The sequence below is a fragment of the Candidatus Limnocylindria bacterium genome (assembly GCA_036523395.1).
Taxonomy (GTDB): domain Bacteria; phylum Chloroflexota; class Limnocylindria; order P2-11E; family P2-11E; genus CF-39.
In genome coordinates this window covers 66,775-88,996 of sequence record DATDEH010000122.1, presented here as the reverse complement: position 1 = coordinate 88,996, position 22,222 = coordinate 66,775, and the positions used below count along the sequence as shown (strand labels likewise).

Below are 22,222 nucleotides of genomic sequence, written 5' to 3'. Positions count from 1 at the left end.
TCTCCAGCCCGCCGCGGCGGGTCGCGGTCAGATTATGGGGTGGCCGGCGCGTGCGAGCACGCTTTCCAGGACACGGATGGACCGTTCGTAATCGGACAGATTCAGACGTTCCATCGGCGTGTGGTCGTAGCGGGAGTCGCCCGGACCGTATGCCACCATCGGGCAGCCCCACGCCGGTGCGAGAACGTTCATGTCGCTCGTTCCGCTCTTCACCTTGAAGGTCACCTTGCCGCCCGCGTCGGCGATCGCGCCGACGAAGGCGCGTGCGAGTGGTGTCGTGCGCGCGGTCCGCGCCGGCTCCTCGGCCCCGATCCGCTCGATCTCAACGCTCGCTTCTCCCACGTGCTCCGTCGCGAGAGCGCGGATCTCATGTTCGAGCTCCGCGGTCGTGATCCCGGGCGGGACGCGATAGCCGACGCGCAGCTCCGCCCGCTCGACGAGGCCGTCGTCGGGTCCGCCGCTCATTCCCTCGAGCCGGCAGTCGAGCCTCGCGAATCCATCGGTCCCTCGCGTGCGCCGATCCGCAGCGGCACGCACGGTCGACCACAGCGCGAGCGCTTCCTCACTGCACGTCATGCCCGGGGCGGCACCGTGCCGTGCCGGGCGTGACAGCGAGACGCGCAGCGCGAGTCGTCCCTTGTACGCGATCGTCACGGCGTCCCAACCCGACGGCTCGCCGATGACGCACCAGTCGGGCGACGCGAGCGTGGCGCGATATCGCGCGCCCGCGCTCGTGGGCGATTCCTCTTCGACCGCGCCGACGACCGTGACGCGCAGGCCGGTGACGCGCTTCGTCGCCGCCGCGACGAACGCCGCGAGCGGACCCTTCGCGTCTACCGCGCCACGCCCGACGAGCTCCCCCGCCTCGATGCGCACGTCGATCGCTCCGGGGACCGTGTCGATGTGGCCGAGCAGCACGACGTGCACTGGTCCGTCACCGATCTCGCCGACCGCGTTGCCGGCGTCGTCGACCGTCGCGCGGAAGCCACGCTCGGCCATTCGCGCGACGAGCCACGCGACCGCTTCTCCTTCGCGCCGGCTGGTACTCGGGATCGCGACGAGCCCGCGGACCAGCTCGATGTCGGGTTCTATGCCGGCACCGTCATCCGCGGATCACGGTGCGGACCTGTGGATCGCCCGACGCGCTCCGGATGACGACCTCGTCGACGCCGCCCTCGATCGCCTCACGCGCCGCGAGCACCTTCTTCTTCATGCGGCCCTGCGCGAGCGCCTCGGCCTCATCGAGCGTGGTCTCGGCGACCAGGGACGCCGGGTCGCTCGGGTCCCGTAGCAAGCCAGGCACGTTGGTGAGGATCAACAGCGCGTCGGCATCGATCGCGACCGCGATGCGCGCCGCGACGCGGTCGCCGTCCACGTTGAGCGCCTCGTTGTCGGTCGAGAGCGCCAGCGGAGCGACGACGGGGACGCGGCCGGGTCCGATGAACTGCGTGAGGAGCGGAAGGTTCACGGCCTCGACGGTCCCCGTGTAGTCATCGCGGAGCAGGATCGTCTTCCCGTCCTTCACCGCGCGCACGTCCTTCCGCTTCGCGATGAGCAGGCGGCCAGAGATGCCAGAGAGTCCAACGGCGTCGACGCCGCGCTGCTGGAGCTTCTCGACGTAGAGGAAGTTCTCGACCCCGAGCGCGGCCATCGCGAACACCTCGAGCGTGCGGCGATCGGTGCGGCGGCTGGTGTGGCCCGACGGCGAGGTGATCGTCTCCTGCGGCACGCCGAGGGCGCTGGCGATGCGGTCGGTCTCCGCCGATGCGCCGTGGACCAGGACGATCTCGTCGAGCCGCGCGACCTCCGCGACGAGCGTTGCGACCGCGTCGCGGTCCACGCCGCTTGAGCCACCTGCCTTGATCACTGCCCGGAGCATCTGCGTCAGCCTAGACAAAGCCCCGCTGTGGGGCACGGCCGCACGTGGAACTGACCGTCTCCCGCCTGCGCCCCGACCGGGAAGGCACCCACACTCGCGGAGACAGATCTAAAGGAGACGAGCCGTGACCGCGACCGCTTTGCAGACGAAGATCGAGATCGCCTACCCGGACACTGCGAAGGTGTCGCTCCTGTTGCGCCTTGGCCCGTGCCACATGCACTTCACACCATCGGACGGACCGATGTGGATCACCGGCACGTATGAAGATCCGACCGGAGCGCTACCCATCGAAGTGCGAGCCGGAGAGACGACCTATATCGCGCAGCGCTTCGACCTTCCGGCATGGAGTCGTGCCGAGCTGCCCCATCTGGAGCTCGCGATCGGACGGACGCGCCCATTCCAGCTGGAGATCAACGCCGGTGCGAGCGAGACGGCCTTCGATCTCGGAGGCCTGCCCCTGGAGCGGCTCGCGATCAAGGCCGGCGCGGGCCGGTTCGATGTCGATTTCTCGCGGCCCAACCCGGTCGCCATGTCGTTCATGGAACTCGCCACCGGAGCCGGTGCCTTCACGGCGAAGCACCTCACCAACGCCGCCTTCACGACGCTCCAGATGAGCGGCGGCATCGCGGCCTGCGCCCTCGACTTCTCGGGAGAGCTCCGCAGCGACGCGAACGCGCGCATCGACTCGGGACTCGGTTCAATTGACATTGCCGTCCCATCGACGACCGCCGCTGCGGTGCGGACGAAGGCGTTCGCGGCCGCGAAGCGCACGACCGGCTTCATCGAAAAGGGCGACACCAGCTACACGCTGCCGGCGCTCGAAGGCAAGCGCCCGCTGCTGACGATCGACGTGTCGATGGCGTTCGGCTCGCTGGCGGTAACGACGAGCTAGGGATGTAGGCCGGAGAAGCCCAGACCCGCCTGTTCGTCGAACCCGCGGGCGACGTTCATCGCCTGCACGCCGTTCCCTGCCGCGCCCTTCACGAGGTTGTCGATCGCGCAGATCGCGACGACCCGCTCGCCGCGCGGATCCGCAGCGAATCCGACGTCGGCGAAGTTCGTCCCGGCGAGGAGCTTCGGTTCGGGGTAACGGAAGATGCCGGCGCGCTCCTTGACGATGCGAACGAACGGCTCCGCGCCGTAGCGCTGCCGGTAGATCTTCCACAGGTCCTTGTCCTCGAGCGCGGTCTTCACGTAGACGTGCGCGGTGGCGAGCACGCCGCGCACGAGCTCGACCGCCGTCACCGAGAGATCGACACGCGGCCGATCGCCGCCGAGCGTCAGCTCTTGCTCGATCTCCGCGGTGTGCCGGTGCCCCACCGGCCGGAACGACCGCACGACGCCGACGCGCTCCGGATGGTGCGAGTCCTCGGACGGCTCGCGGCCGCCCTCGCTCGAGCCGACCTTGCATTCCACGACCACCGGACGCGTGCGATCGACGACGTCGGCGGCGAATAGCGGTAGCAGTGCCAGGATCGCGGCGGTCGCGTTGCAGCCCGCCCCGGTCACGCGCTTCGCACCTCTGATGCGATCGCGATGCAGCTCGGGGATCCCGTAGACCCAGCGGCCGATCGCGTTCGGATGCGGATGCGGCTCGCCGTACCAGCGCTGGTAGTCGGCGGGATCGCTCAGCCGGTGGTCGCTCGACAGATCGATGATCAGATCGGCGCGCCCCTCGAATTCATCGGCGCGGTGCGTGCCGTTCGGCAGGCTGAGGAAGAGCACATCGCAGGCCGACACGTCCTCGTATCTCACGAACTGCAGGTCGGTGCGCTTTCGGAGATTCGGGTGCGCGGCCGTGACCGGCTTGCCCGCGAGCGACTCGCTGCCGGCGACGACCTCACTGATCTCCGGGTGGCCGAGGAGAAGGCGCAGGAGCTCACCACCGGCGTAGCCGCCGGCGCCGACGATGCCGGCCTTCACCGCGCGGCCGCGGCGAGCACGTAGTCGATCATCTTCGCCGGGATGTTCACGCCGGTCGTGTCGATCGAATTGCGGAACTCCATCGTGTAGTTGACCTCGTTCACGAGAAGCCCCTCGGCGCCTTCGAGCACGTCGATGGCGACGACGCCGCCGCCGACCGCGCGGGCCGCCCGCACACAGACGTCGTTCAGCTCGGGCGTCACTACGCATTTCGTCGCCTTGCCGCCGCGCGCGGTGTTCGTGATCCAGTGGTCGGAGTAGCGGTAGATCGCCGCGATCGTCTCGTCGCCGACGACGAACGCGCGGATGTCGCGTCCCGGCTTGGGCACGTACTCCTGCACGTAATAGATGGAGTGCATGTAGGTCCCGAGCACGTCCTTGTGCTCGAGGATCGCCTCGGCTGCCTCGCGATCGTTGACCTTCGAGATGAGGCGGCCCCAGCTGCCGACGAGCGGCTTCATCACCACGGGGTAGCCGAGCTCCTCGGCGGCCACGAGCGCGGACTCGGGCGTGAACGCGATGCGCGTGCGCGGCGACGGCACCCCGTCGCGGATGAGCCGCATCGTCGTGAGCAGCTTGTTCCCGCAGATGTCGGCGACCTCGAAGGTGTTGACCGTCGGGATGCCCCAGATGCCGAAGACCCACAGCGCGTACAGCGCGCGGCTGTGCTGGATGCAGCGCTCGAGCACGACGTCCACGCCGATATCCGGCTTCTGTTCGAGCACGAAGATCACCTCGCGGTCGTCGATGACCTTCGTCGGAACGTGCCGCGATTCGAGCTCCTCGAGGAGGAGCTTCTCCTCCACACGAACGCGTGAGAGGAGCACGCCGACGGTGGGGCTATTCACCCCAGTCTTCTTCGGCCTCCGGAGCGAGCGCGAGCGCGAGTGGCTTTGTCTCGGTCACCTCGAGCTCCGCGCCGCAGTCGGGGCACGAAACGATCTCGCCCTTCACGGCATCGCCGCCGACGGTCACCTCGCCGTCGCACTCGGGACACTTGGCCACGGATCCCCTCCCGCCTGATATGGCAGGAGCAGCCTAAACGCTAATCGGCCTCGGACGCACCAGCGCGCGGCGCTCGCGACCGCACCTTGTCCTCGTACATGCGCTCGTCGGCACAGGCGAGCAGCGCGTCGTCGGTGCGCCCGTCCTCGGGGAACCACGCGATGCCGAACGAGACGCTGGGCAGCGGATGATCGCGGCCGGCCCAGTGATAGGTCTCCTCGCGGAGGCGCGATTCGATCCGACCCACCAGCGCCTGCGCGGGCAGCAGTCCGGTGCGCGGCAGGAGCAGCACGAACTCGTCACCCCCGAAGCGCGCCACGACGTCCTCGGCGCGGATCGTCTCGCGCATGAGGTGCGCGACCTTTGTCAGGACCTCGTTGCCGGCAAGGTGACCCGCGGTGTCGTTCACGGCCTTCAGGCCGTCCACGTCACAGAGCACGACCGCGAAGATGTCGCCGTGCCGAGCGGCTTCGGCCATCTCACCGTCGAGGCGCTCCATCAGGCTACGGCGGTTCATGACGCCGGTGAGGTCGTCGTCGCGGGCGAGCCGGCGTGTCTCGGCCAGCAGGCGCGCGTTGGCGATGGCGATAGCGGCCTGTGCTGCGTACAGGCGAACGAGGCGCTGCGTGTCGCTCGAGAACTCGCGCGGCGTCGCCGAGTACATCGCGAGGGTGCCGACGAGCTCGCCATGAGCGATCAGCGGGACCGCGATGGCGGAAGCGATCGTCGCGTGAAGTGGCTTCGTGCTCGAGGGGTGCTCGGCGTACTTCGGCGCGACCACCATGTCGCGCGTCGCGATCGTCGCGAGCGAGATGCCGGCGAGCGGCTCCCCGACCGAGTCGCGAAGGCCGAGCTGGGGGTTCGGCCGCAGCGCGCGAATGATGAGGCCGTTGCCGGGCTCCGCGAGCGCGAACATGGCGCCGTCGGTGCGGGACAGCTGCGTGGCCTGCTCGACGACGAGCTTCGCGAGCTCCTCGAGCGAACGCTCGCCGGCGGCCGCGAGTCCGACCTCGTAGAGGGCCTCGAACTGCACCGCGCGGCGCCGCTCCGTTTCGCTGAGGCGCCAGTTCGCGAACAGGGCCAGGCCGGCGCGCAGCGCGAGGATGACCATGGTCGCGGCGACGGCGGAGTCGATGAACAGCTCGACGTCCGAGTCGATGAGGTTCGCGACCACAACGAGTCCGGCGGCGAGGACGGCGGTCAGTGCCGGAAGAACGAGGCGCGAGAGCTCGATCACGTCGCGAGAGAACAGCCGCCTCGGCTCGGCCCTGCGGTCCTCGATCCAGGTGCCCGCCGCGGCGCCGATCGCGATCATGCCGAGCATCCACAACAGGTCGAGGCCCGTCCCGGCTTGGAATCGACCGAAGAGGAACGTCGGCAGGCTGAGCGTGAACGCGAGCGCGTTGAGCGCAATGCCGAGCGCGAGGATCGCGTAGGCACGACGCGGCTGCTCGATCGGCGAACCCCAGAGGGCCGAGAGTGCAGCGCCCGTCGCGCCGGACCACAACACCGCGTACAGAAGGATCACCGTCGTGGCGACCGGTTCCTGCTTCATCTCGCTCGCGAGCGCGCTCGAGAGGAGGAGCGCGAGCGCGGCGAGAAGAAGCAGCACCACCGCCCCGGAGTCGAGCACCAGCGCGTAGACCGCGAGGCGCCGGCCGCGCACCATCGCGACGAACCCGAGGATCAGCAGGGAGGCCGCGCCGAGGTGCGTGGCATCGTCGAGGCCGGGCGTCGGGATCGCGACATCGGCGACGAGGAACGCGCTGCGCACGATCATGCCGACCGTCCACGCGCCGACGGCTATCGCGACGAAGACCCACGGCAGCCGGTCGCGGCCCGGTGTGGTCTCCGCCGCGCGCGCCGCGGCGACCATCGCGCCCAGACCGAATGCGAGCCATGCGCCCGACGCGAGCGCGCCGCGTGGCCAACCCGTCGGCGCGAGCTGTTCGAGTCCGAAGACCAGGAACGCGCCGGCGATGGCGAGGAGGGCCGCACGCCACGACCGGAGTGCCAGAGCCCGACCGAGAGGACTGAGATCGCTCACAGATGAGAGGCTAGTCATCAAAAGAGGCGCTCATAGGCCCGCATCTCCCACCCTGTATGCCGCCGTACGAGCCGCGCGTACTACCTCTGCTGGGCCAAATGAGGCCCGTCTAATACCCGGTTCACCCGTACGGGCGAGACCAGCCGCGTCACGTTTCGGTCGGGACCGCATTCACGTAGGCGATCGCGTTCACGCCCCGTTCACCAGGCGCGATGGGTGTAGGCCATCGCAGCCCTGCTCGCTAGCGTCCGCCGGTCTTGAGCACCGAGAGGACATTGCCCGACGGATCCTTGAACCACGCCATGTCGGGGCCGTTGCCACGCAGGATGCCCTTCGCGTCCTGACCCATGTTCGGATAGCGCTCCATCTTGATCCCGGCCTTCGCGAGCTGGTCCACCGCGGCCTCGACGTCGGCGACGGGAAAGTTGAGCATCGTGTACGTCGCGGGGACATGGTCCTTCTTTGCGTAGACGAACACCGTCGTGCCGGTGCCGAGGTGGAGCTCGAGGCTTCCCATCGGGCCCGAACGCACGTCGAGCCCGAGCTTCCCGCCGTAGAAGGCCTTGGCTGCGTCGAGATCGTTGACAGAGAAACCGGAGAAGGCCTTGGCGTCCTTGAACATGAATTGCTCCTTTCAGTCCAGAAGGATGTCGATGTGATCGACGCCGCCAGCGAGATAGGCGGCCATCACGCGCTCGGCGTCGGTCCCGCAGTCTCTGAGCGTGCCGTCGCCTTCGATGACCGCGATCTTGTACCCAAAGCCAAGCAGGAAACGTAAGTACTCGCGACCGTCGACGCCTGAGATGCCGGGCATCATGTTGGGGCTGAATTCGCTCACGATCGTCGGGTGACAGCGCTTGATGAGCTCCGACGCTCCGAGCAGGGCGTTGTATTCCGCGCCCTGGACGTCGATCTTCACGAGATCGATCTTCATGTCGCGCGGGATGAGGTCGTCCACCTTGAAGCTCGGCACGGTCGTCGCGCTCGTCAGCGCAGCCGCGTCGTCGGGTGTCGCCAGCGTCATCGCGTCGCCGTACGAGCCGTGCAGGACGAGGAGTCCGGGCTCGCGACCGGCCGCGACCTGAAGCACGGTCACGTTGTCGAACGCGTTGGCACGCCGGCTCGCCTCCAGCAGCTTCGCGCTGTCCGGGTTCGGTTCGATCGCCGTCACGCTGCCTGACGACCCGACGAGCGATGCGGAAAGCATCGTGTACCAGCCGATGTTCGCCCCGATGTCGAGAACATGCATGCCCGGTCGCAAACGTTCGAGGAAGACCGCGGTCACGTTGGGCTCGTACGCGTCGCGTTTCACATGCTCGCTGACCTGGGCGTCGGCCTCCTGCACGTAGATGGAGAACCGGTTCGACGTCGCGAGAGACACGCGGCCGTCCGTTCCATGCCGGAGCAACGTGTCGGCGCGCTTCGAGAACTCGAAGGAGGTCATGTACGAGCGGACGAGAGCGTCAAGGTCACCGCCGGCCTGCGCGAAGTGCCCGCCCCACTCCTCTTGGTTCGGCGGCCGCCCGAGCAAGAGACGGAAGCAAAAGAAGATGTCCTCCCCCGTCGCAGGGCTCTGCGGGATCTTCCAAGGCTCGGCGAGAAGAAAGGCTGGGCGCCGAAGCAGGGGCCTGAGGGCGGACCGCACGAGACCGCTTATCCGCATCCCCAACTCCTCTGGTGAGCCAGGAGGGATTCGAACCCACGACCAAGGGATTAAGAGTCCCCTGCTCTACCGCTGAGCTACTGGCCCACTCGAATGTTAATGACCAGCAGCCCTCGTGACCAACGAGGAAATGTTGCTCGCGATGTGGATATGTGGAGAACTTCGCGATAGATCAGCCGCGCGCGTGCGAACCTCGTCCGCTCTTTGCTTCGCTGATCCCCTTGATCGTCTCGCCGACCTCTTTCGCATTGCCGCGCCGCGCCAGCTGCGCGGTCACGAGGATGCCGACGAGATGTCCGTCATCGACGACCGGCAACCGCCGGACCTGGCGGTCGGCCATGAGCTTCTCCGCCGCATCCGCGTCCGCGTCGGGCGCGAGCGTGGCCGGGTCGGCGCTCATCACCGCCGATACAGGCGTGGTGCGGGGGTCCTTTCCGGCGGCCACCACACGGACGACGATGTCGCGGTCCGTGATGATGCCGACGAGCTTTCCGCCGTCCTTGACGACGGGGATCGCTCCGCAGTCCTTCTGCTTCATCAGCGTTGCGACCTGGGATGCGGTGTCCTCCGGCCGGCAGACCGTTGGGCCTGGTGTCATCAGATCCTTGACCTTCATTGCGCTTGCACCTCCGACCCCTAGGTCGGCAGCAGGAACTACGCCGCGCCGATCTTGAAGATCTTGGTGCCGCAGACCGGGCAGGACCCCTGGGTGGCGGGCCTCCCGTTCTTCATGGTGATCGCCTTCGCGTCCTTGATCTCGCGCGAGGCCTTGCACTTGACGCAATAGCCGTTCGCCACGACTCACCTCCACGCCGGTCTCGGACCCGGGCATCGTACCCTAGGCCTCCCGACCCCCTAGAGCCACAAAACCCCGCCTTTCGGCGGGGTCTCGTGGTGAGGAAGGGAAGGGTTGGGATTTCTTTTTGTCGATGGTGGCGAGTGCAAGTGGCGTGCCAGCCAGGCAGCGAGGAGGTCAGCCAGTGCGCGCCGAGATCCTCTCCATCGGGACCGAGCTGCTCCTCGGCCAGATCGTCGACACGAACGCGCAGTACCTCGCCGCGCGCCTGGCGGATCTCGGCATCGACTGCCTCTACATCTCGACCGTCGGGGACAACCCGGCACGGTGCCGCGAGACTCTGGACCGTGCGCTCGGTCGTTCGGACCTCGTCATAACGACCGGTGGTCTGGGGCCGACCGAGGACGACCTGACGCGTGAGACGATCGCCGCCGTTCTGGGCGAGGAGCCGGTCATCGATCCCACCCTTGAGCGAGAGCTGCGCGAGTGGTTCGCCGCGCGAGGTAGTCCCATGCCGGAGAGGAATCGCAAGCAGGCGTGGCTCATCCCATCGGCGCTTGCGCTTCCGAACCCGAACGGCACCGCACCGGGTTGGGATGTGCGGAGGGGCGGAAAGCGGATCGTCGCGATGCCGGGCGTGCCGCGCGAGATGACCTATATGTGGGAACACCACGTCGAGCCGACGCTCGTCGCCGGCGCCGTGCTCCGCTCGCGCACGCTGAAGATGCTCGGCGTCGGCGAATCGATGGCGGAGGAGGCACTCGCAGAACTCGTGCGGTCGACCGCGCCGACGGTCGTGACGAAAGCGAAGAACGACGGCGTGCACGTGCGCATCACCGACAAGGACTCTGACGCCGCGAGGATGGACGTGCGCATCGCGCGTATGGAGGCCATCGTCCGCGAACGACTCGGTCAATACGTGTGGGGCACCGACGATGACACGCTCGGCTCGGTCATCGGTCGCGGCCTGGAGGCGCGTGGCTGGCGGCTCGCGACAGCCGAGTCGCTCTCAGGTGGTGATGTCGCGCGCATCCTCGCTGACGCGCCCGGGTCTGCGTCCTGGTATGCGAGCGGAGTCGTCCGGCCGATGGCCGATGCGGAAGAGCTCACGCACCTGCTCGATGAACTCAGTCCCCCACCTGAGGTGCGTCTGGTCGTCCCGTACGGCGAGCAAAGCGCGGAGCTCAAGATCTGGACACCCGACCGCCCGCGCACGGCGACGATCCGATTCGGCTCGTCCGTAGAAGGACGCCGCCGCGCGCTGCTCAGCGCGCTCGACCTGCTCCGCCGTTCCCTGAATCAAGAATGAACAAGAGCGGCGGCAGGAGCGAGCGACGGCGCGCGAGCTGACAGCAGCCCAGGCGTCCGGACGGCGGACGCACTCCTCGAGCGAGCATCTGCGCCCAGCCGGCCCGACCGGCGCGCGCCAGGTGAACAGCGGGCCGGCGTAGCCAGCTGCGAGCGAGAGGTGTGCGGCCGCTGACCGGACGCCTCACCGCTCCTGGCCGAGCTCTAGTCGCGCTCCCCGTAGTCGTCGTAGCGCCTGTCGCCGGCGTTCTTGTTCTTACCGCCCTTCGCCTTGGCGCGGTCAGCCGCGGCGCGCGCGGCGTCGGCGTTGCGGCGCACGACTTCCGCCGCTCGCGACGCCCTGGGCAGCGGGCTTGCCCGCGGAGCGGCTGGAAGGGCCGTCTGGGACGCCAGGTCCTCCGCCACGCCAGCGGCTGTCTCGGCGATCCGCTGCACCCCCACGAGGCCCGGCGCCAGCGTGGGGGCGGCCACGACGGCCATGATCTCGGACGCCCGCTGGGTGCTCGGGTCCGCGGACAGCTTGGTCGCGAGCAGCTGTACGCGGGAGCGCTGCTCGTTGAAACGGTCGTCAAGCTGGGCCACGAGCGCTACCACTTCAGGTTGCAGCTCCTCGAGCTCGGCGAGCTCGGCGGCGGACTGCGCGATCTGCTGTGAGTACGCACTCGATGCGACGAGCGCATCCTCGTCCCTGCCGCTCGCCGCGAGCGCCTCGGCTTCTGCGAGGCGGTGTTCCGCGATGGAAAGCTGTACCGCGGCGCGATCGCCCGCACTCACGGCGAGTGTGAGACGCAGATCTTCACCCGCAAGCTTCAGCGAGTAGAGCGCGTCGTTCGGAAGCGTGTCCGCACCCGCGACGGTCGCGCCCGCGACAGTCGCGACGCAGATCGCGCCGACGGCGATGGCGCGCACCGCATATGGAGCGGGTTTCGCGAGCATCACGAACGCGATGGCAGCGCGATCGGCGAGCGTCGGTCGGCGCGGTCGCACCGAACCCAGCACGCGGTCCCGCATGCGCTCACGCGCAAGCGCATCGAGACCGTTCGGGGCGTACTTGTGCATACGAAGCGCAACGCGCACGGCCTCCCGAAGTTTCGCGTCACGGATCGATGCCAGTCCGCGCTCCCCACGTGCGACGCTCTCGATGAGGCGATCCAACGTCTCCGGGCCGCCTGCTCTCACCATGGTCGTCTAACGGCTTGCCTGACAGCCCGTTATCTCGGGTGCTCACCCGCGCGGGTGACGTCTAGGGCACCGCGGTCCAAGTGATACCGGCTAAGAGATGCGCGTCCGGATTAGGGTGCGGGCGTTGCTGGCGCGAGCGCGGGTCCACCCCACACCGGTACGTAGCGACTGAAGAACGTGTCCTGATGCAGGACCTTGCCGTCCGCGATCACCGTGCGCGTGCGAAGGACGTCGCGGCCCATGACCTTCGAGCCCGGGATGAATGCGGGATCAGCGGGTTGGTCCGCGGGAACATCGACGAATCGACTCTGCGCCGCGGCGCTGAAGGTCACCGTTCGACCCGTCGGCACGCTCCACACGTCGAACGTGAGGCTCGTCGCGTCGTTCCACGACCACAGGAAGACCGGCGCGTCGGTGTCGTTCTTCCACTTGAAGTCGACGCCCGGCTCGAACACCGCCGCGTCGAGGCCGATCGGATACCGATCGATGTAATAACCGTGGGCGTGCCGCTCGACGATCTCGTAGCCCAGCCTCGAGACGGCGTTGAACATCGTCGTCGAGACCTGGCAGAGGCCGCCACCGATGACGTTCTCGTCGGAGCGGTTGTTGATGATCGCGCCGGCGAACGCGTAGCCGCGCTCAACGGTGACCGGGCCGAGCAGCTCCCAGAACGAGAAGGTCTGGCCCGGCAGGACGACCACGCCGTCGAACTGCGACGATCCGGTCGAGATGTTCGCGTGGCGGGCCGCGCTCGGCGGGTAGTAGGTCGTGAACTCCGATGTGCGCGAGATCTTCGGCAGCCACGCATTCGCCTGCTCCGTCGAGAACGGCGGCGTCTCGACCGCCGCGGGCGCCGCGACGTTGCGCGGCCCGACGGCCGGCCGCAGCAGGTCGGTACTGAGCTGCGCGATGAGCTTGTCCTGCGCGACGCGGATCCCGGTCGCGCCGGCGACGATCGACGGGATGCCGTCGGGGTTCACGGCGAACTTCGCGCTGACCGCTGGGCGATCGAGCTTCGCCGCGACGGCGGTCACCCAATCCGTCAGCCGATCCTGCTTCAGGGACACGACGTAGCGGTAGCGCGTCGCGGGAGCGATCGCGTCGACGGGGAGCGCGGGCAGCTCGTTGGGTCGCGCGGCGACGCGGTCGATCGAGAGCAGCGTCGTGAGAGCGACGGTGTCCTCGGCGATGCGTCGATCCTCGACCGTCACCTCGAGAGGCGTGATGACCGCGGTCGCGCGGGTAACCGCGTCGCGATAGCCGGACTCGTCCACCGCCGGGTAGATCGCGCGAACGTGCAGGTCGATCTCGCGGTCGTCGAGCGTTGGCGCGGCCAGCACCGACGCGGTGGCCGAGACACGGTCGAGCTCGCGGCCGAGGACCGGCTCGGTCAGGGTCAGGCCCTTCGCCGATAGCGCGATCTCTCCGGAGACAGCGCGCCGGTCGATCGCGGTCCCCAGGCTCGCGACCCAGCCGTCGAGAGCGCTTCCCTGGGCGCGCAGCGTGAGCGGTATCTGGGCCTGTCCACGGATGGCGTCGATCCAGGCGCTGGCGCGCTCGAGCGGCGTCCCGTCCTTGCCATACGCGAGGGCAGCCGCGACGGCAGTGTCGACGTCGGGCGAGACGGCGAGGTCACCGTTCGTCGTACGCCAGGTCTGCCCGTCATACACAGCAACGACGGCTCGCGCGGACCACGGCTGCGTGAGCTCGCGGTCGAGGCGCTCCTCGATCGCTGCGCTATCGAGCGAGCCGACCTGTACGCCCGCGATCGCCACACCGGGCAGCGCGCGTTCGGCGTAGATGAGCGGCGCCGCGAACATGATCGCCACCGCGGCGGCGATGACGGTAAGAGGGAAGACAACGAACTTCAGGGAGAGACCCCGGCTGCGTCGTTCGCCGCGCTCGCCTTCCCGGGTCGCTACTGCCATGCGGAACGGCCTCCCCATCGGGTGCCCACCTGCACCGCGCCAATCATTCTGAGCACTGCATCTGAGACGAACGAAAGCGTCCCATCGTTCCTTTCAATCCGCGTCAGATTTGTAACCAAGAACTCGTACGCAATTTGTGGTCCAGATGACAGTTGCGTGACAAATACGCAAAAAGAAGGCCCGGCACCCCAGGGGAGCAGGGAGTGCCGGGCCATCGAGGCGGACTGGCCAGCGGGCGGGCCGGCCAGAGCCTGTCTAGGGAGTTATGAGCACCCGGTCGTTTCCCCGCAGTTCTCGCATTTGTGGCAGGTGCCGTTGCGCACGGTGAGCCAGCCACAGCGAAGGCACGGCGGCGCATCGGGTGTCGAGTTGAGTCGCATCCCCTGGACGGGTGACGCGTGCACGGGGGACGGACTCGCGATAGTGAAGTTCTCGGTGATCGGCGGCGGCGTGATCGAGACGGCGTGCTCGAGACGCTGCTGTTCCGCCGCTGGGTCGGCCACGATCTCCGTCGTGCGTGTCAGGCCCATGTAGCTCTTCTCGTCGGCCGAGAGGAAGCGGTGACCGAGCCAGCGGAACACGTAGTCCACGATCGACTTGGCCATCCCGATCTCGGGGTTCCCCGTCCAGCCTGACGGTTCGAAGCGCATGTAGCCGAACTTCTCGACGAGGTGCGAGAGCGGAACGCCGTACTGGAAGAGCAGCGACACGCTCGTCGCGAAGGCGTCCATCATCCCGGAGAGCGTCGAGCCCTCTTTCGCCATCGTCACGAACAGCTCGCCGGGCGTGCCGTCCTCGAACTTGCCGACGGTGATGTAGCCCTCATGGCCCTCGATGGAGAACTTGTGTGTGACCGAGTCGCGCGTGTCGGCGAGCCGGCGCCGCTGCGGCCGGTTGACCTCGACGATCTTCTCGATCGTCACCACCGCCGGGGCCGCGGCGGTCTTGGTGTTGCTCGCGTCGGCATTCACAGAGAGCGGCTGGACCTTCTTGCTGCCGTCGCGATAGATCGCGATCGCCTTCACGCCGTGCTTCCAGGCCTCGAGGTACGCCTCGGCGACGTCCTCGACGCTCGCTGTCTCGGGGAGGTTCACCGTCTTGCTGATCGCGCCGGAGATGAAGGGCTGGACCGCGCCCATCATCTTGATGTGACCCATGTGGCTGATCGATCGCTCGCCGTTCTGTGGCTTGAATGCGCAGTCGAACACCGCGAGGTGCTCGTCACGAAGACCCGGCGCTCCTTCGATCGTGCCCTGCTGTTCGATGTACGTGGTGATCGCGGAGCCGGCGGTCTCGGTGTAGCCGAGGCGTCGCAGCGCGGCGGGAACGGTGCCGTTGACGAGCTTCAGCATCCCGCCGCCGACCAGGCGCTTGTACTTCACGAGGGCGATGTCCGGCTCAACACCGGTCGTATCGCAGTCCATCATGAAACTGATCGTGCCGGTCGGTGCCAGCACCGAGGCCTGTGCGTTGCGATACCCGTGGATCTTGCCAAGGCTCACCGCGTCATCCCATGACTGACGCGCCGCCGACAGCAACGTCGGCGGTACGAGGTCGGCGATGATCCGGTACGCCGCGGCCCGGTGCTTGTCCATGACGCGGTCGTGACCGCTCTTGTTCTTCGGGTATGCCTCGTACGGTCCGACCGCGCCGGCCATCCGCGCCGACTGCGCGTAGGCCTCGCCGGTCATGAGCGCAGTGATCGACGCCGCATATGCGCGACCCTCGTTCGAGTCGTACGCAAGACCACGCTGCATGAGCAGCGCGCCGAGGTTCGCGTAGCCGATGCCGAGCTGGCGGTGGCTCTTCGCGTTCACGGTGATCGCAGGCGTCGGGTAGTCGGAGAAGCCGACGAGGATCTCCTGCGCGGTGAAGACGACATCGACGGCGCGCGCGAAGCGCGCCACATCGAACTCGCCGTCGGCGTGCAGGAAGCGCATGAGGTTCAGTGAGGCGAGGTTGCAGGCCGAGTCGTCGATGCTCATGTACTCGCTGCATGGGTTCGAGCCGTTGATGCGACCCGACACCGGCGTCGTGTGCCAATCGTTGATGGTGGTGTCGAACTGCATCCCGGGATCGCCGCATTGCCATGTGGCTTCCGCGATCTCGCGGAGCAGGTCGCGGCCGGGCACGGTCTCGAGCACCTGCCCGTCCGTGCGGGCCGTGAGGTTCCACGCCTCGCCGGCAACGGCGCTCTCCATGAAGTCATCGGTCGCGCGCACGGAGTTGTTGGCGTTCTGGAACTGGATGGACTGCCACGCCTCGCCGTTGAGGCTCATGTCGTAGCCCATCTCGCCCAGGGCCCAGGCCTTCTTCTCTTCCTTCGCCTTGCACCAGATGAAGTCGTGGATGTCGGGGTGGTCGCTGTCGAGCACGACCATCTTCGCCGCCCGCCGCGTCGTGCCACCGGACTTGATTGACCCCGCGACCGAGTCGGCGCCGCGCATGAACGACACGGGTCCGGAGGCGTAGCCGCCGCCGGAGAGCTGCTCTTTGCTCGAGCGGATGCGGGACACGTTGATCCCGGAACCCGAGCCGCCCTTGAAGATCACACCCTCGTTCTTGAACCAGTCGAGGATCGAGTGCATGTCGTCGTCGACCGACAGGATGAAGCAGGCCGAAGCCTGCTGGGGCACGCCCTCGACGCCGATGTTGAACCACACCGGCGAGTTGAACGACGCGTGCTGGTGGACCATGAGGTACTTCAGCTCGTGGTTGAAGACCTGGGCGTCGGCCTCACTCAGGAAATAGCCGCCCTCGGTCCCCCACCGGGTGATGCGGTCGACGACGCGGTCGACCATCTGCTTCACGCTCCACTCGCGCTCCGGCGAGGTCAGCTTGCCGCGGAAATACTTCGAGGCGACGACGTTCGTGGCCGTCGCGGACCAGAACTTCGGCACTTCGACGCCCCGCTGCTCGAAGACGTTCCCGCCCTCGCCGGGGATGACAGCGTCGCGCAGCTCCCACTCGACCTCGTCATAGGGGTGGACGCCTTCCTGCGTGAAATAGCGCTCGAGGCGCACGCCCTTCTTGGGTGCGGGAGCGACCGACGCCACGCCGGGGACGGTCTGTTGCGGTATCTCTGCGATTGCCATGTCTGGACTCCCCTAGTGAGCTGCGGCGACCGAGACGGCTCGTTTGGCGCCACGCTTGGCGCCACGTAGAAGAAGGAGTGGGTCCCCGATCGCCTTGGACGCTGTAAAGGTGCGCAGACGGAAGCTCATCCTGACCCTCTCCTTCATCCTCAGTGCCCTTGCGTACTAGATGTCGCCCCCGCCGCCCCGGCAGATACAACATCTGGTAACCAGCGCAGGCTGCGAACACTACTCGGCATCGCAGGGCTGTCAAGAACAAAAGTCGGACAAGTGCTGTTGGCCCAGGCGGCTGGCGAGCCGTCATCCAGCCAAGCGACGAGGCGATACCGAAAGTCGTCGCGCTCGAGTTGACTCTGCGGCGCTAAGGGATGACGAGATGCACGGGGTTGCCGCGGATATTCACTTCCCACGTCGTCGTGTCGTTGCCGGCCGCTGTGATCGTGTATTCGATCTTCCACCAGCCTGGTTCGGTCTCCCCCGGCGGCGTCAGTCCACCGACGCCGTAGTTCGCGGGCAGCGGGATCGTGATCGTGACCCACGCGTTCTGGTACTGCGACGCGCCGCTGTTCGCGGTGAGGAGCGACGACACGTTCGTGCCGCTCTGTGAGCCGGCGCCGCCGTTCGCCGTGTAGTTGAAGGTGGCGTTCACGTACCCCGTCGGCGTTGGCTTCTTGATGCGAAGCGTCGCGGTACCGCCGACGTCGCCCGGGTCGAAGAGTCGGATCTCGAGCGTCTTTCCGGCGTGCACGGCATCCACCTGCGCGAGGTAGAAGAGGGACGCGCCTGCGTTCACGTTCGCGTACGCGGCCATGCGGCTTTGCCCGTACACCCGGCCTCCGACCGGGCCGTTCGACTTTACCTGGATACCGAACATGTTCTCGGCGCTGGTGCTGTCGTTGCTGGAGCTGCTGGTGGTGACCTGCAAGCGAAAGAGACCCGCGCCGAGACCGGTTCCCAGGCGGAACCAGTTGTTGTGATACGGATCGCCCTGGCAGTTGCTCGAGCCCGAGCCGTTGTAGCCCCCATCGGAGTACCTCTGGTCGCCTCGGTAAGTCGAACCCTTGTCGACCTGGTTCTCGGACGAGAACGACTGACTCGCGAGCAGGGTGTCGTCCGAGGTCGCATACGGAGTGCCGTTCGTGTCCCAGAGCCGGTAGTCGGTCGTGACGGGCACGCCGCCGCTACCGATCCAGTGATCACCGGTGCCGAGATACGAGCCGCTCGTGCCGTGACCGACCGCGCAGAACGTGGGATCGAAGAGCCAGACCTCGCCGTTCGCCGTGGACGGCCCGAACTCGACGCTGTAGCTGTATCCGTTGGGGTCGTAGCTAGCGTTGGGGCTCGTGCCGCCGTTGAACGCCGGCGAGTACGCGTCGCCGTTCGAGCGCTGACCGCCCTTGGTGATGACCGCGCCCCAGAAGCCCTGGGAAGAAAGGATGGGACCGCTGCCGCTGTCGGGCGCCGCATGCACCGCGGCGCACGTCCCGCCGCTCTGGCAGAGCTGGTAGATGCCGTAGTAATCCTGCGGGCTCCCCATTGGCACCGGCAGGATGAACTCGGCGCGCGCGTTGCGCATCGCGGTCAGCGAGGTGATGCCGAAGAGTCTCGCGAAGAAGGTCTGCACCGGGGCGCTGACCGTCGTGAGCATGATCCGGTTGTTGATCGGATCCTGCGTGGCCGTCACGACCACGCCACCTGTGAGATGCGTGTAGCCGTTCTTCGTGGCCTCGTTGCGGGCGGCGGTCGTCGCGGTCGCAGGTTGTCCCGGCAGGTAGACGACGCCGGCAAGCGCGGCGGCGTCCGCTGCGCGCTGCACGCGGATGAGGTTGACCTCATACCAGCCGATATCGATCACGATGCCCATGAACCCGAGCAGCACCGTGAGCATCACCGCGACGATGACGAAGCTCTGACCACGCTCCTCACGCCATGCCTCGCGCAGACGGTCCGCGGTGATGGCGACCGGCTTACCGCGTCGCATTGAGCGTCATCACGGTCTTGTCGACCATCGGGATCGTGTTCAGGAACGGAATGAAGCTCCGCAGCGGCGTGCGCGCTCGGTAGGTGTATCTCACGGTCACACCGAGGCTGTCCGCCGGAAGGGCGTTGTTGCGCGCGCAGGCGGCCCAGCCGGTCCCGCCGGACGGCGAGAAGTCGAGGGGATCGCCGTCGATCACAGGGCCGGCCCCGGGCGTATAGACCCAGCTGTTGACGAAGCCCGGGTTCTCCGCCCCGGTGGCCGTGGCGTTGAAGATCCGTATCTCGGTCACATCAGCGAGCGAAACCAGCGTGCCGGTGCCGGTGAGGATCTTCTCGACCGCGGCGATGATCCGGGGATCGACGCTGGCGGCGTTCGGCGACTGCCCCACCCCACACCCCAGCGGACCGCCGCCGTTGGCGAGGTTGCTGCCCATCCGCGCGCCCTCGCGCGTCGCCGACGCGATCGACATGTTGTGGCTGAAGGCCGAGCCGATCTCGATCATGCCGAAGACGAGGATGAGGATCAGCGGCGGCAGCAGGAGCGCGAACTCGAGCACCGCCTGGCCGCGCTCGTCGCGCCGGAAGAGGCTCACAGTTGCGGCTCGATCCGCGTGGTGTTCGCCACGTTGAAGGTGAGACCCGTGCCGCCCGTGATGCGACCGAACGACGTCAGCCAGAGGTGGACGTAGGTGATCTCGACGCCGACGGTGTCGAGCGAAGTGTGCGAGCCACCGCAGCCGGCGAGCACGTCGCAGCGGATGTCCTCGATGTAGCTCGCGGTCGTGAGTGAGTACGGGACCGTGATCGAGGTCCCATCGCCGTAATCGCACGTCGTCGAGCCACCGCGCGTGTAGAGGTTGTGGTTGCTGCCGATCTCGTCGCCGTTCTGATCGGACCAATAGACCTTGATCTGAGTGACCTTGATCGCGCTCGCCGGCGCGACGAGATCGCGCTCGACCGCCTGGAGAACGACGCAGTCGGTGCCCGCGCGGCTACCGCCCTCGGCCGCGAGCATCGAGCCGTCGCGGCTGGCGAAGCTCACGGTGTTGCGTGCGTTCAACAGCAGCGAGAACTCGATGGTCCCGACGATGAGGAATACGAGCAGCGGCAGGATCAGAGCGACCTCGACGATCGCCTGACCACGTTCGCAACGCTCGCCACTTGCGAGGCCCCCGAAAAACTCGCCCATGCGCAGGTTCGAACCGTAGGCGGGGTTCCTGAACGGGACCTGACCGGCCCCCCGTACGAACGTGCTGGCCCGAATGGCTCCTAGACGGGGATGTCTGCGGTGGTCGCCATCGGTCGCAGCACATAACCGGACCGCCGGACCGCGTTGATCTCCACGCCGCCGCCCGCGGCCGCGATCTTTCGACGCAGGCGGGCGACCAGTACTTCGGTCACGTTCGAGCTCACTTCGTGCTCCTGGTCGGGCCGGCGGTCGAGCGCCGTGCGTGCGGTGAGACCGGGATACGCGCGAGCGAGCTCGACCAGCACGGCGCGCTCTCCGTTCGTGAGATCGAGCTGATGATCGGCAAGCCACGCGTCGCCGGTCGCGAGCGCGATGCGGAGCGGACCGATGCGCCGCACCGTGCGGCGATCAGCGCCACGACGCTGGATCGCGCGCACGCGGGCCAGCAGCTCTGATGGGTCGCAGGTGTTGATGACAAAGTCGTCCGCGCCGAGCTCGAACGCCGCGAGCTTCGTGGTCACGTCCTGCGCGGCCGAGAGCACGAGCATCGGGACGTCGCCACCGGACGCAAGCTCGCGGATGCGGCGGCACGCGTCCGCACCACCGCTGTCGAGCGCGATATCGAGGATGACGACATCGGGCGCGATCTCTTCGACGCGATGAACGGCCTCTCGCTCATTGCTCGCGTCGTACACGACAAAGCCCGCGCGCGCCAGATGACGTCGCAGCGTCGCCGCGACCTGGGGATCGTCCTCGACGAGCAACGCAGTGCTGGGTGTCTGCATCGCCTACCTCCCCGTCTCGACGTTTACAACGTGGCGACGCGGAGGACGACGCTTAACCAGGACTGAATCAGGACCGAATGCCGAGCACGAGGTGACCTTCGGGCTGGATCAGCCCGGTGTCAGGCCGGTGTCGGTGTCCTGGAGGTGGTCGCGGCCGCGACGAGCGCACGCACGCCGAGGCGCAGGTCGTCCTCCGCGATGTTGAGCGCGGGGATGAAGCGGACGGCCTGGTCGTGCGCGCCGCACGTGATCAGCAGCACGTCGCGCTCGAGCGCGCCGGCGATCGCGGCCTTCGCGGTGGCCTTGGTATCGAACTCCATCGCGACCATCGCGCCGAATCGCCTGATCTCCCGCACGCGTGGATCGGATCGCAGCGGCGCCAGCTCCTTCACCATGAGCTCGCCCAGTCGCTCCGCGCGCGCGACGAGGCCCTCGTCGCGAATGATCTCGAACGATGCGAGACCCGCCGCGCACGACACGGGATTGCCGCCGAATGTCGAGCCGTGCGTGCCGGAGATCCACTTCTCCTGCATCTCGCGCGACGTCACGATCGCGCCGAGCGGCAGTCCGCCGCCGAGCGCCTTCGCGAGGACGAGGATGTCGGGATCGACGCCGTGCTTCTGCGTCGCGAACCACGCGCCGGTGCGGCCAAAGCCGGTCTGGACCTCATCCATCACGAGCAATGCGCCGATGCGCGTCGCGAGCTCGCGTAGCGCAACGAGGAACGAGCTGGGTGGCGCGACGTAGCCGCCCTCGCCGAGGACCGGCTCGATGAGGATCGCAGCGACGTGCTCCGGCGGGACCTCGTGCTCGAGCATCGTCTCGAGCTCGGCGAGGCAGTGCTCCGCGCACGTCGCCGCGTCGTGCGCCGGCTTGATCGGACAGGTCGAGGCGTATGGGTAGGGCGCGATGTAGACCTCGGGCAGCATCGCACCGTAGCCGAGGCGATACGACGACTTCGAGGTCGTCACGGTGAGAGCACCGGCGGTGCGGCCATGGAAGCTGCCGCGGAACGCGATGATCGCCTGGCGCTTCGTGAACTGGCGCGCGAGCTTGATCGACGCCTCGACGGCCTCAGCGCCCGAGTTCCCGAAGAACACCGTGTCGAGGCCGCGCGGCGTCACGGTGCCGAGCGCCTCGGCGAGCGCGATGTTCGACTCGTACGTCGCGACGCCGGTCGATATGTGCATGAGCTTCGCGGCCTGCTCGCTGATCGCCTTCACGACCTTCGGATGCGCGTGGCCGACATTCGTGACGGCGATGCCGCAGGTGAGATCCAGCACGCGGCGGCCGTCCTTGGTGATGAGCCAGCTGCCTTCGCCGCGGTCGAGCGGCAGCCAGGTGTAGCGGCCGGGAAGTGGTGAGAGCACGCGCTTCGCGCGGCGTTCGAGGTCTGAGCTCATCGACCGAGTCTAGGGGCTGTCCAGGGCCGGCAGGCCCGA

The 22,222-nt window shown here is 67.7% G+C and carries 20 protein-coding genes and 1 tRNA gene; 2 read left to right on the top strand and 19 right to left on the bottom strand.

The genetic code is table 11. The annotated features are described in order from the left end of the window. Positions 1-27: 27 nt before the first annotated feature. Together VI056_15415 and VI056_15410 are read right to left on the bottom strand one after the other, a co-directional pair. Complete coding sequence (locus VI056_15415) at positions 28-1,074, bottom strand: [LysW]-lysine hydrolase (GenBank protein HEY6204409.1); 1,047 nt, start codon at positions 1,072-1,074, stop codon at positions 28-30. 28 nt (positions 1,075-1,102) lie between these two features. Continuing rightward, on the bottom strand, positions 1,103-1,879 hold the full coding sequence (locus VI056_15410) for a [LysW]-aminoadipate kinase (GenBank protein ID HEY6204408.1): 777 nt from the start codon (positions 1,877-1,879) through the stop codon (positions 1,103-1,105). A 124-nt stretch (positions 1,880-2,003) separates the two neighbouring features. On the opposite strand from VI056_15410, the gene VI056_15405 reads away from it, so the two are divergent. Beyond that, positions 2,004-2,771 (top strand): hypothetical protein, encoded by a 768-nt coding sequence (locus VI056_15405; GenBank protein HEY6204407.1) that lies wholly within the window; start codon positions 2,004-2,006, stop codon positions 2,769-2,771. Here the strand turns inward: VI056_15405 and argC are convergent. From argC to VI056_15360, 9 genes are all read right to left on the bottom strand, one after another. Beyond that, on the bottom strand, positions 2,768-3,802 hold the full coding sequence (gene argC / locus VI056_15400) for an N-acetyl-gamma-glutamyl-phosphate reductase (protein ID HEY6204406.1): 1,035 nt from the start codon (positions 3,800-3,802) through the stop codon (positions 2,768-2,770). The two genes, VI056_15405 and argC, sit on opposite strands and share 4 nt — an antisense overlap. Next, positions 3,799-4,650, bottom strand: a complete 852-nt coding sequence (lysX, locus tag VI056_15395; GenBank protein HEY6204405.1) for a lysine biosynthesis protein LysX — start codon at positions 4,648-4,650, stop codon at positions 3,799-3,801. Before lysX ends, argC begins: the two co-directional genes overlap by 4 nt. Continuing rightward, positions 4,643-4,807 (bottom strand): lysine biosynthesis protein LysW, encoded by a 165-nt coding sequence (locus VI056_15390; protein HEY6204404.1) that lies wholly within the window; start codon positions 4,805-4,807, stop codon positions 4,643-4,645. Before VI056_15390 ends, lysX begins: the two co-directional genes overlap by 8 nt. 40 nt (positions 4,808-4,847) lie before the next feature. Next, complete coding sequence (locus VI056_15385) at positions 4,848-6,854, bottom strand: sensor domain-containing diguanylate cyclase (GenBank protein HEY6204403.1); 2,007 nt, start codon at positions 6,852-6,854, stop codon at positions 4,848-4,850. A gap of 241 nt (positions 6,855-7,095) precedes the next feature. Then, positions 7,096-7,476 (bottom strand): VOC family protein, encoded by a 381-nt coding sequence (locus VI056_15380; protein HEY6204402.1) that lies wholly within the window; start codon positions 7,474-7,476, stop codon positions 7,096-7,098. Between the two features lie 12 nt (positions 7,477-7,488). After that, positions 7,489-8,517: an FkbM family methyltransferase gene (locus VI056_15375; GenBank protein ID HEY6204401.1), complete on the bottom strand. Its 1,029-nt coding sequence runs from the start codon at positions 8,515-8,517 to the stop codon at positions 7,489-7,491. A gap of 12 nt (positions 8,518-8,529) precedes the next feature. Continuing rightward, positions 8,530-8,604: transfer RNA gene (locus VI056_15370), tRNA-Lys, on the bottom strand. 85 nt (positions 8,605-8,689) lie between these two features. Further along, complete coding sequence (locus VI056_15365) at positions 8,690-9,133, bottom strand: CBS domain-containing protein (GenBank protein ID HEY6204400.1); 444 nt, start codon at positions 9,131-9,133, stop codon at positions 8,690-8,692. A 38-nt stretch (positions 9,134-9,171) separates the two neighbouring features. After that, positions 9,172-9,315 carry a DUF5679 domain-containing protein gene (locus VI056_15360; GenBank protein ID HEY6204399.1) on the bottom strand — a complete coding sequence of 48 codons (144 nt, stop codon included), beginning with the start codon at positions 9,313-9,315 and terminating at the stop codon, positions 9,172-9,174. Between the two features lie 182 nt (positions 9,316-9,497). Between VI056_15360 and VI056_15355 the strand changes: the two genes are divergently transcribed. Beyond that, positions 9,498-10,622 carry a CinA family nicotinamide mononucleotide deamidase-related protein gene (locus VI056_15355; GenBank protein ID HEY6204398.1) on the top strand — a complete coding sequence of 375 codons (1,125 nt, stop codon included), beginning with the start codon at positions 9,498-9,500 and terminating at the stop codon, positions 10,620-10,622. Between the two features lie 203 nt (positions 10,623-10,825). Here VI056_15355 and VI056_15350 read toward each other — a convergent pair whose 3' ends face one another. From VI056_15350 to VI056_15315, 8 genes are all read right to left on the bottom strand, one after another. Beyond that, positions 10,826-11,776, bottom strand: a complete 951-nt coding sequence (locus VI056_15350; protein ID HEY6204397.1) for a DUF5667 domain-containing protein — start codon at positions 11,774-11,776, stop codon at positions 10,826-10,828. Between the two features lie 137 nt (positions 11,777-11,913). After that, positions 11,914-13,731 (bottom strand): VanW family protein, encoded by a 1,818-nt coding sequence (locus VI056_15345; protein ID HEY6204396.1) that lies wholly within the window; start codon positions 13,729-13,731, stop codon positions 11,914-11,916. A gap of 263 nt (positions 13,732-13,994) precedes the next feature. Continuing rightward, positions 13,995-16,826, bottom strand: a complete 2,832-nt coding sequence (locus VI056_15340; GenBank protein HEY6204395.1) for a vitamin B12-dependent ribonucleotide reductase — start codon at positions 16,824-16,826, stop codon at positions 13,995-13,997. Positions 16,827-17,187: 361 nt separating this feature from the next. After that, a complete protein-coding gene (locus tag VI056_15335) occupies positions 17,188-18,807 on the bottom strand; it encodes a pilus assembly protein TadG-related protein (GenBank protein HEY6204394.1) in 1,620 nt (539 codons plus the stop codon). Beyond that, a complete protein-coding gene (locus VI056_15330; protein ID HEY6204393.1) occupies positions 18,794-19,399 on the bottom strand; it encodes a TadE/TadG family type IV pilus assembly protein in 606 nt (201 codons plus the stop codon). The genes VI056_15335 and VI056_15330 overlap by 14 nt, the downstream gene beginning before the upstream one ends. Then, complete coding sequence (locus VI056_15325) at positions 19,396-19,995, bottom strand: TadE/TadG family type IV pilus assembly protein (GenBank protein ID HEY6204392.1); 600 nt, start codon at positions 19,993-19,995, stop codon at positions 19,396-19,398. Before VI056_15325 ends, VI056_15330 begins: the two co-directional genes overlap by 4 nt. An 80-nt stretch (positions 19,996-20,075) precedes the next feature. Continuing rightward, positions 20,076-20,780 carry a response regulator transcription factor gene (locus VI056_15320; protein HEY6204391.1) on the bottom strand — a complete coding sequence of 235 codons (705 nt, stop codon included), beginning with the start codon at positions 20,778-20,780 and terminating at the stop codon, positions 20,076-20,078. A 119-nt stretch (positions 20,781-20,899) separates the two neighbouring features. Then, positions 20,900-22,183: an aminotransferase class III-fold pyridoxal phosphate-dependent enzyme gene (locus VI056_15315; GenBank protein HEY6204390.1), complete on the bottom strand. Its 1,284-nt coding sequence runs from the start codon at positions 22,181-22,183 to the stop codon at positions 20,900-20,902. Positions 22,184-22,222 lie beyond the last annotated feature (39 nt).

What these genes read in the sequence shown, in the direction of transcription:
- VI056_15315 (HEY6204390.1), bottom strand. Translation starts at nt 22,183, where the DNA reads ATGAGCTCAGACCTCGAACGCCGCGCGAAGCGCGTGCTCTCACCACTT.
- VI056_15380 (HEY6204402.1), bottom strand. Translation starts at nt 7,476, where the DNA reads ATGTTCAAGGACGCCAAGGCCTTCTCCGGTTTCTCTGTCAACGATCTC.
- VI056_15325 (HEY6204392.1), bottom strand. Translation starts at nt 19,995, where the DNA reads ATGGGCGAGTTTTTCGGGGGCCTCGCAAGTGGCGAGCGTTGCGAACGT.
- VI056_15340 (HEY6204395.1), bottom strand. Translation starts at nt 16,826, where the DNA reads ATGGCAATCGCAGAGATACCGCAACAGACCGTCCCCGGCGTGGCGTCG.
- VI056_15365 (HEY6204400.1), bottom strand. Translation starts at nt 9,133, where the DNA reads ATGAAGGTCAAGGATCTGATGACACCAGGCCCAACGGTCTGCCGGCCG.
- VI056_15375 (HEY6204401.1), bottom strand. Translation starts at nt 8,517, where the DNA reads ATGCGGATAAGCGGTCTCGTGCGGTCCGCCCTCAGGCCCCTGCTTCGG.
- VI056_15335 (HEY6204394.1), bottom strand. Translation starts at nt 18,807, where the DNA reads ATGCGACGCGGTAAGCCGGTCGCCATCACCGCGGACCGTCTGCGCGAG.
- VI056_15410 (HEY6204408.1), bottom strand. Translation starts at nt 1,879, where the DNA reads ATGCTCCGGGCAGTGATCAAGGCAGGTGGCTCAAGCGGCGTGGACCGC.
- VI056_15345 (HEY6204396.1), bottom strand. Translation starts at nt 13,731, where the DNA reads ATGGCAGTAGCGACCCGGGAAGGCGAGCGCGGCGAACGACGCAGCCGG.
- VI056_15320 (HEY6204391.1), bottom strand. Translation starts at nt 20,780, where the DNA reads ATGCAGACACCCAGCACTGCGTTGCTCGTCGAGGACGATCCCCAGGTC.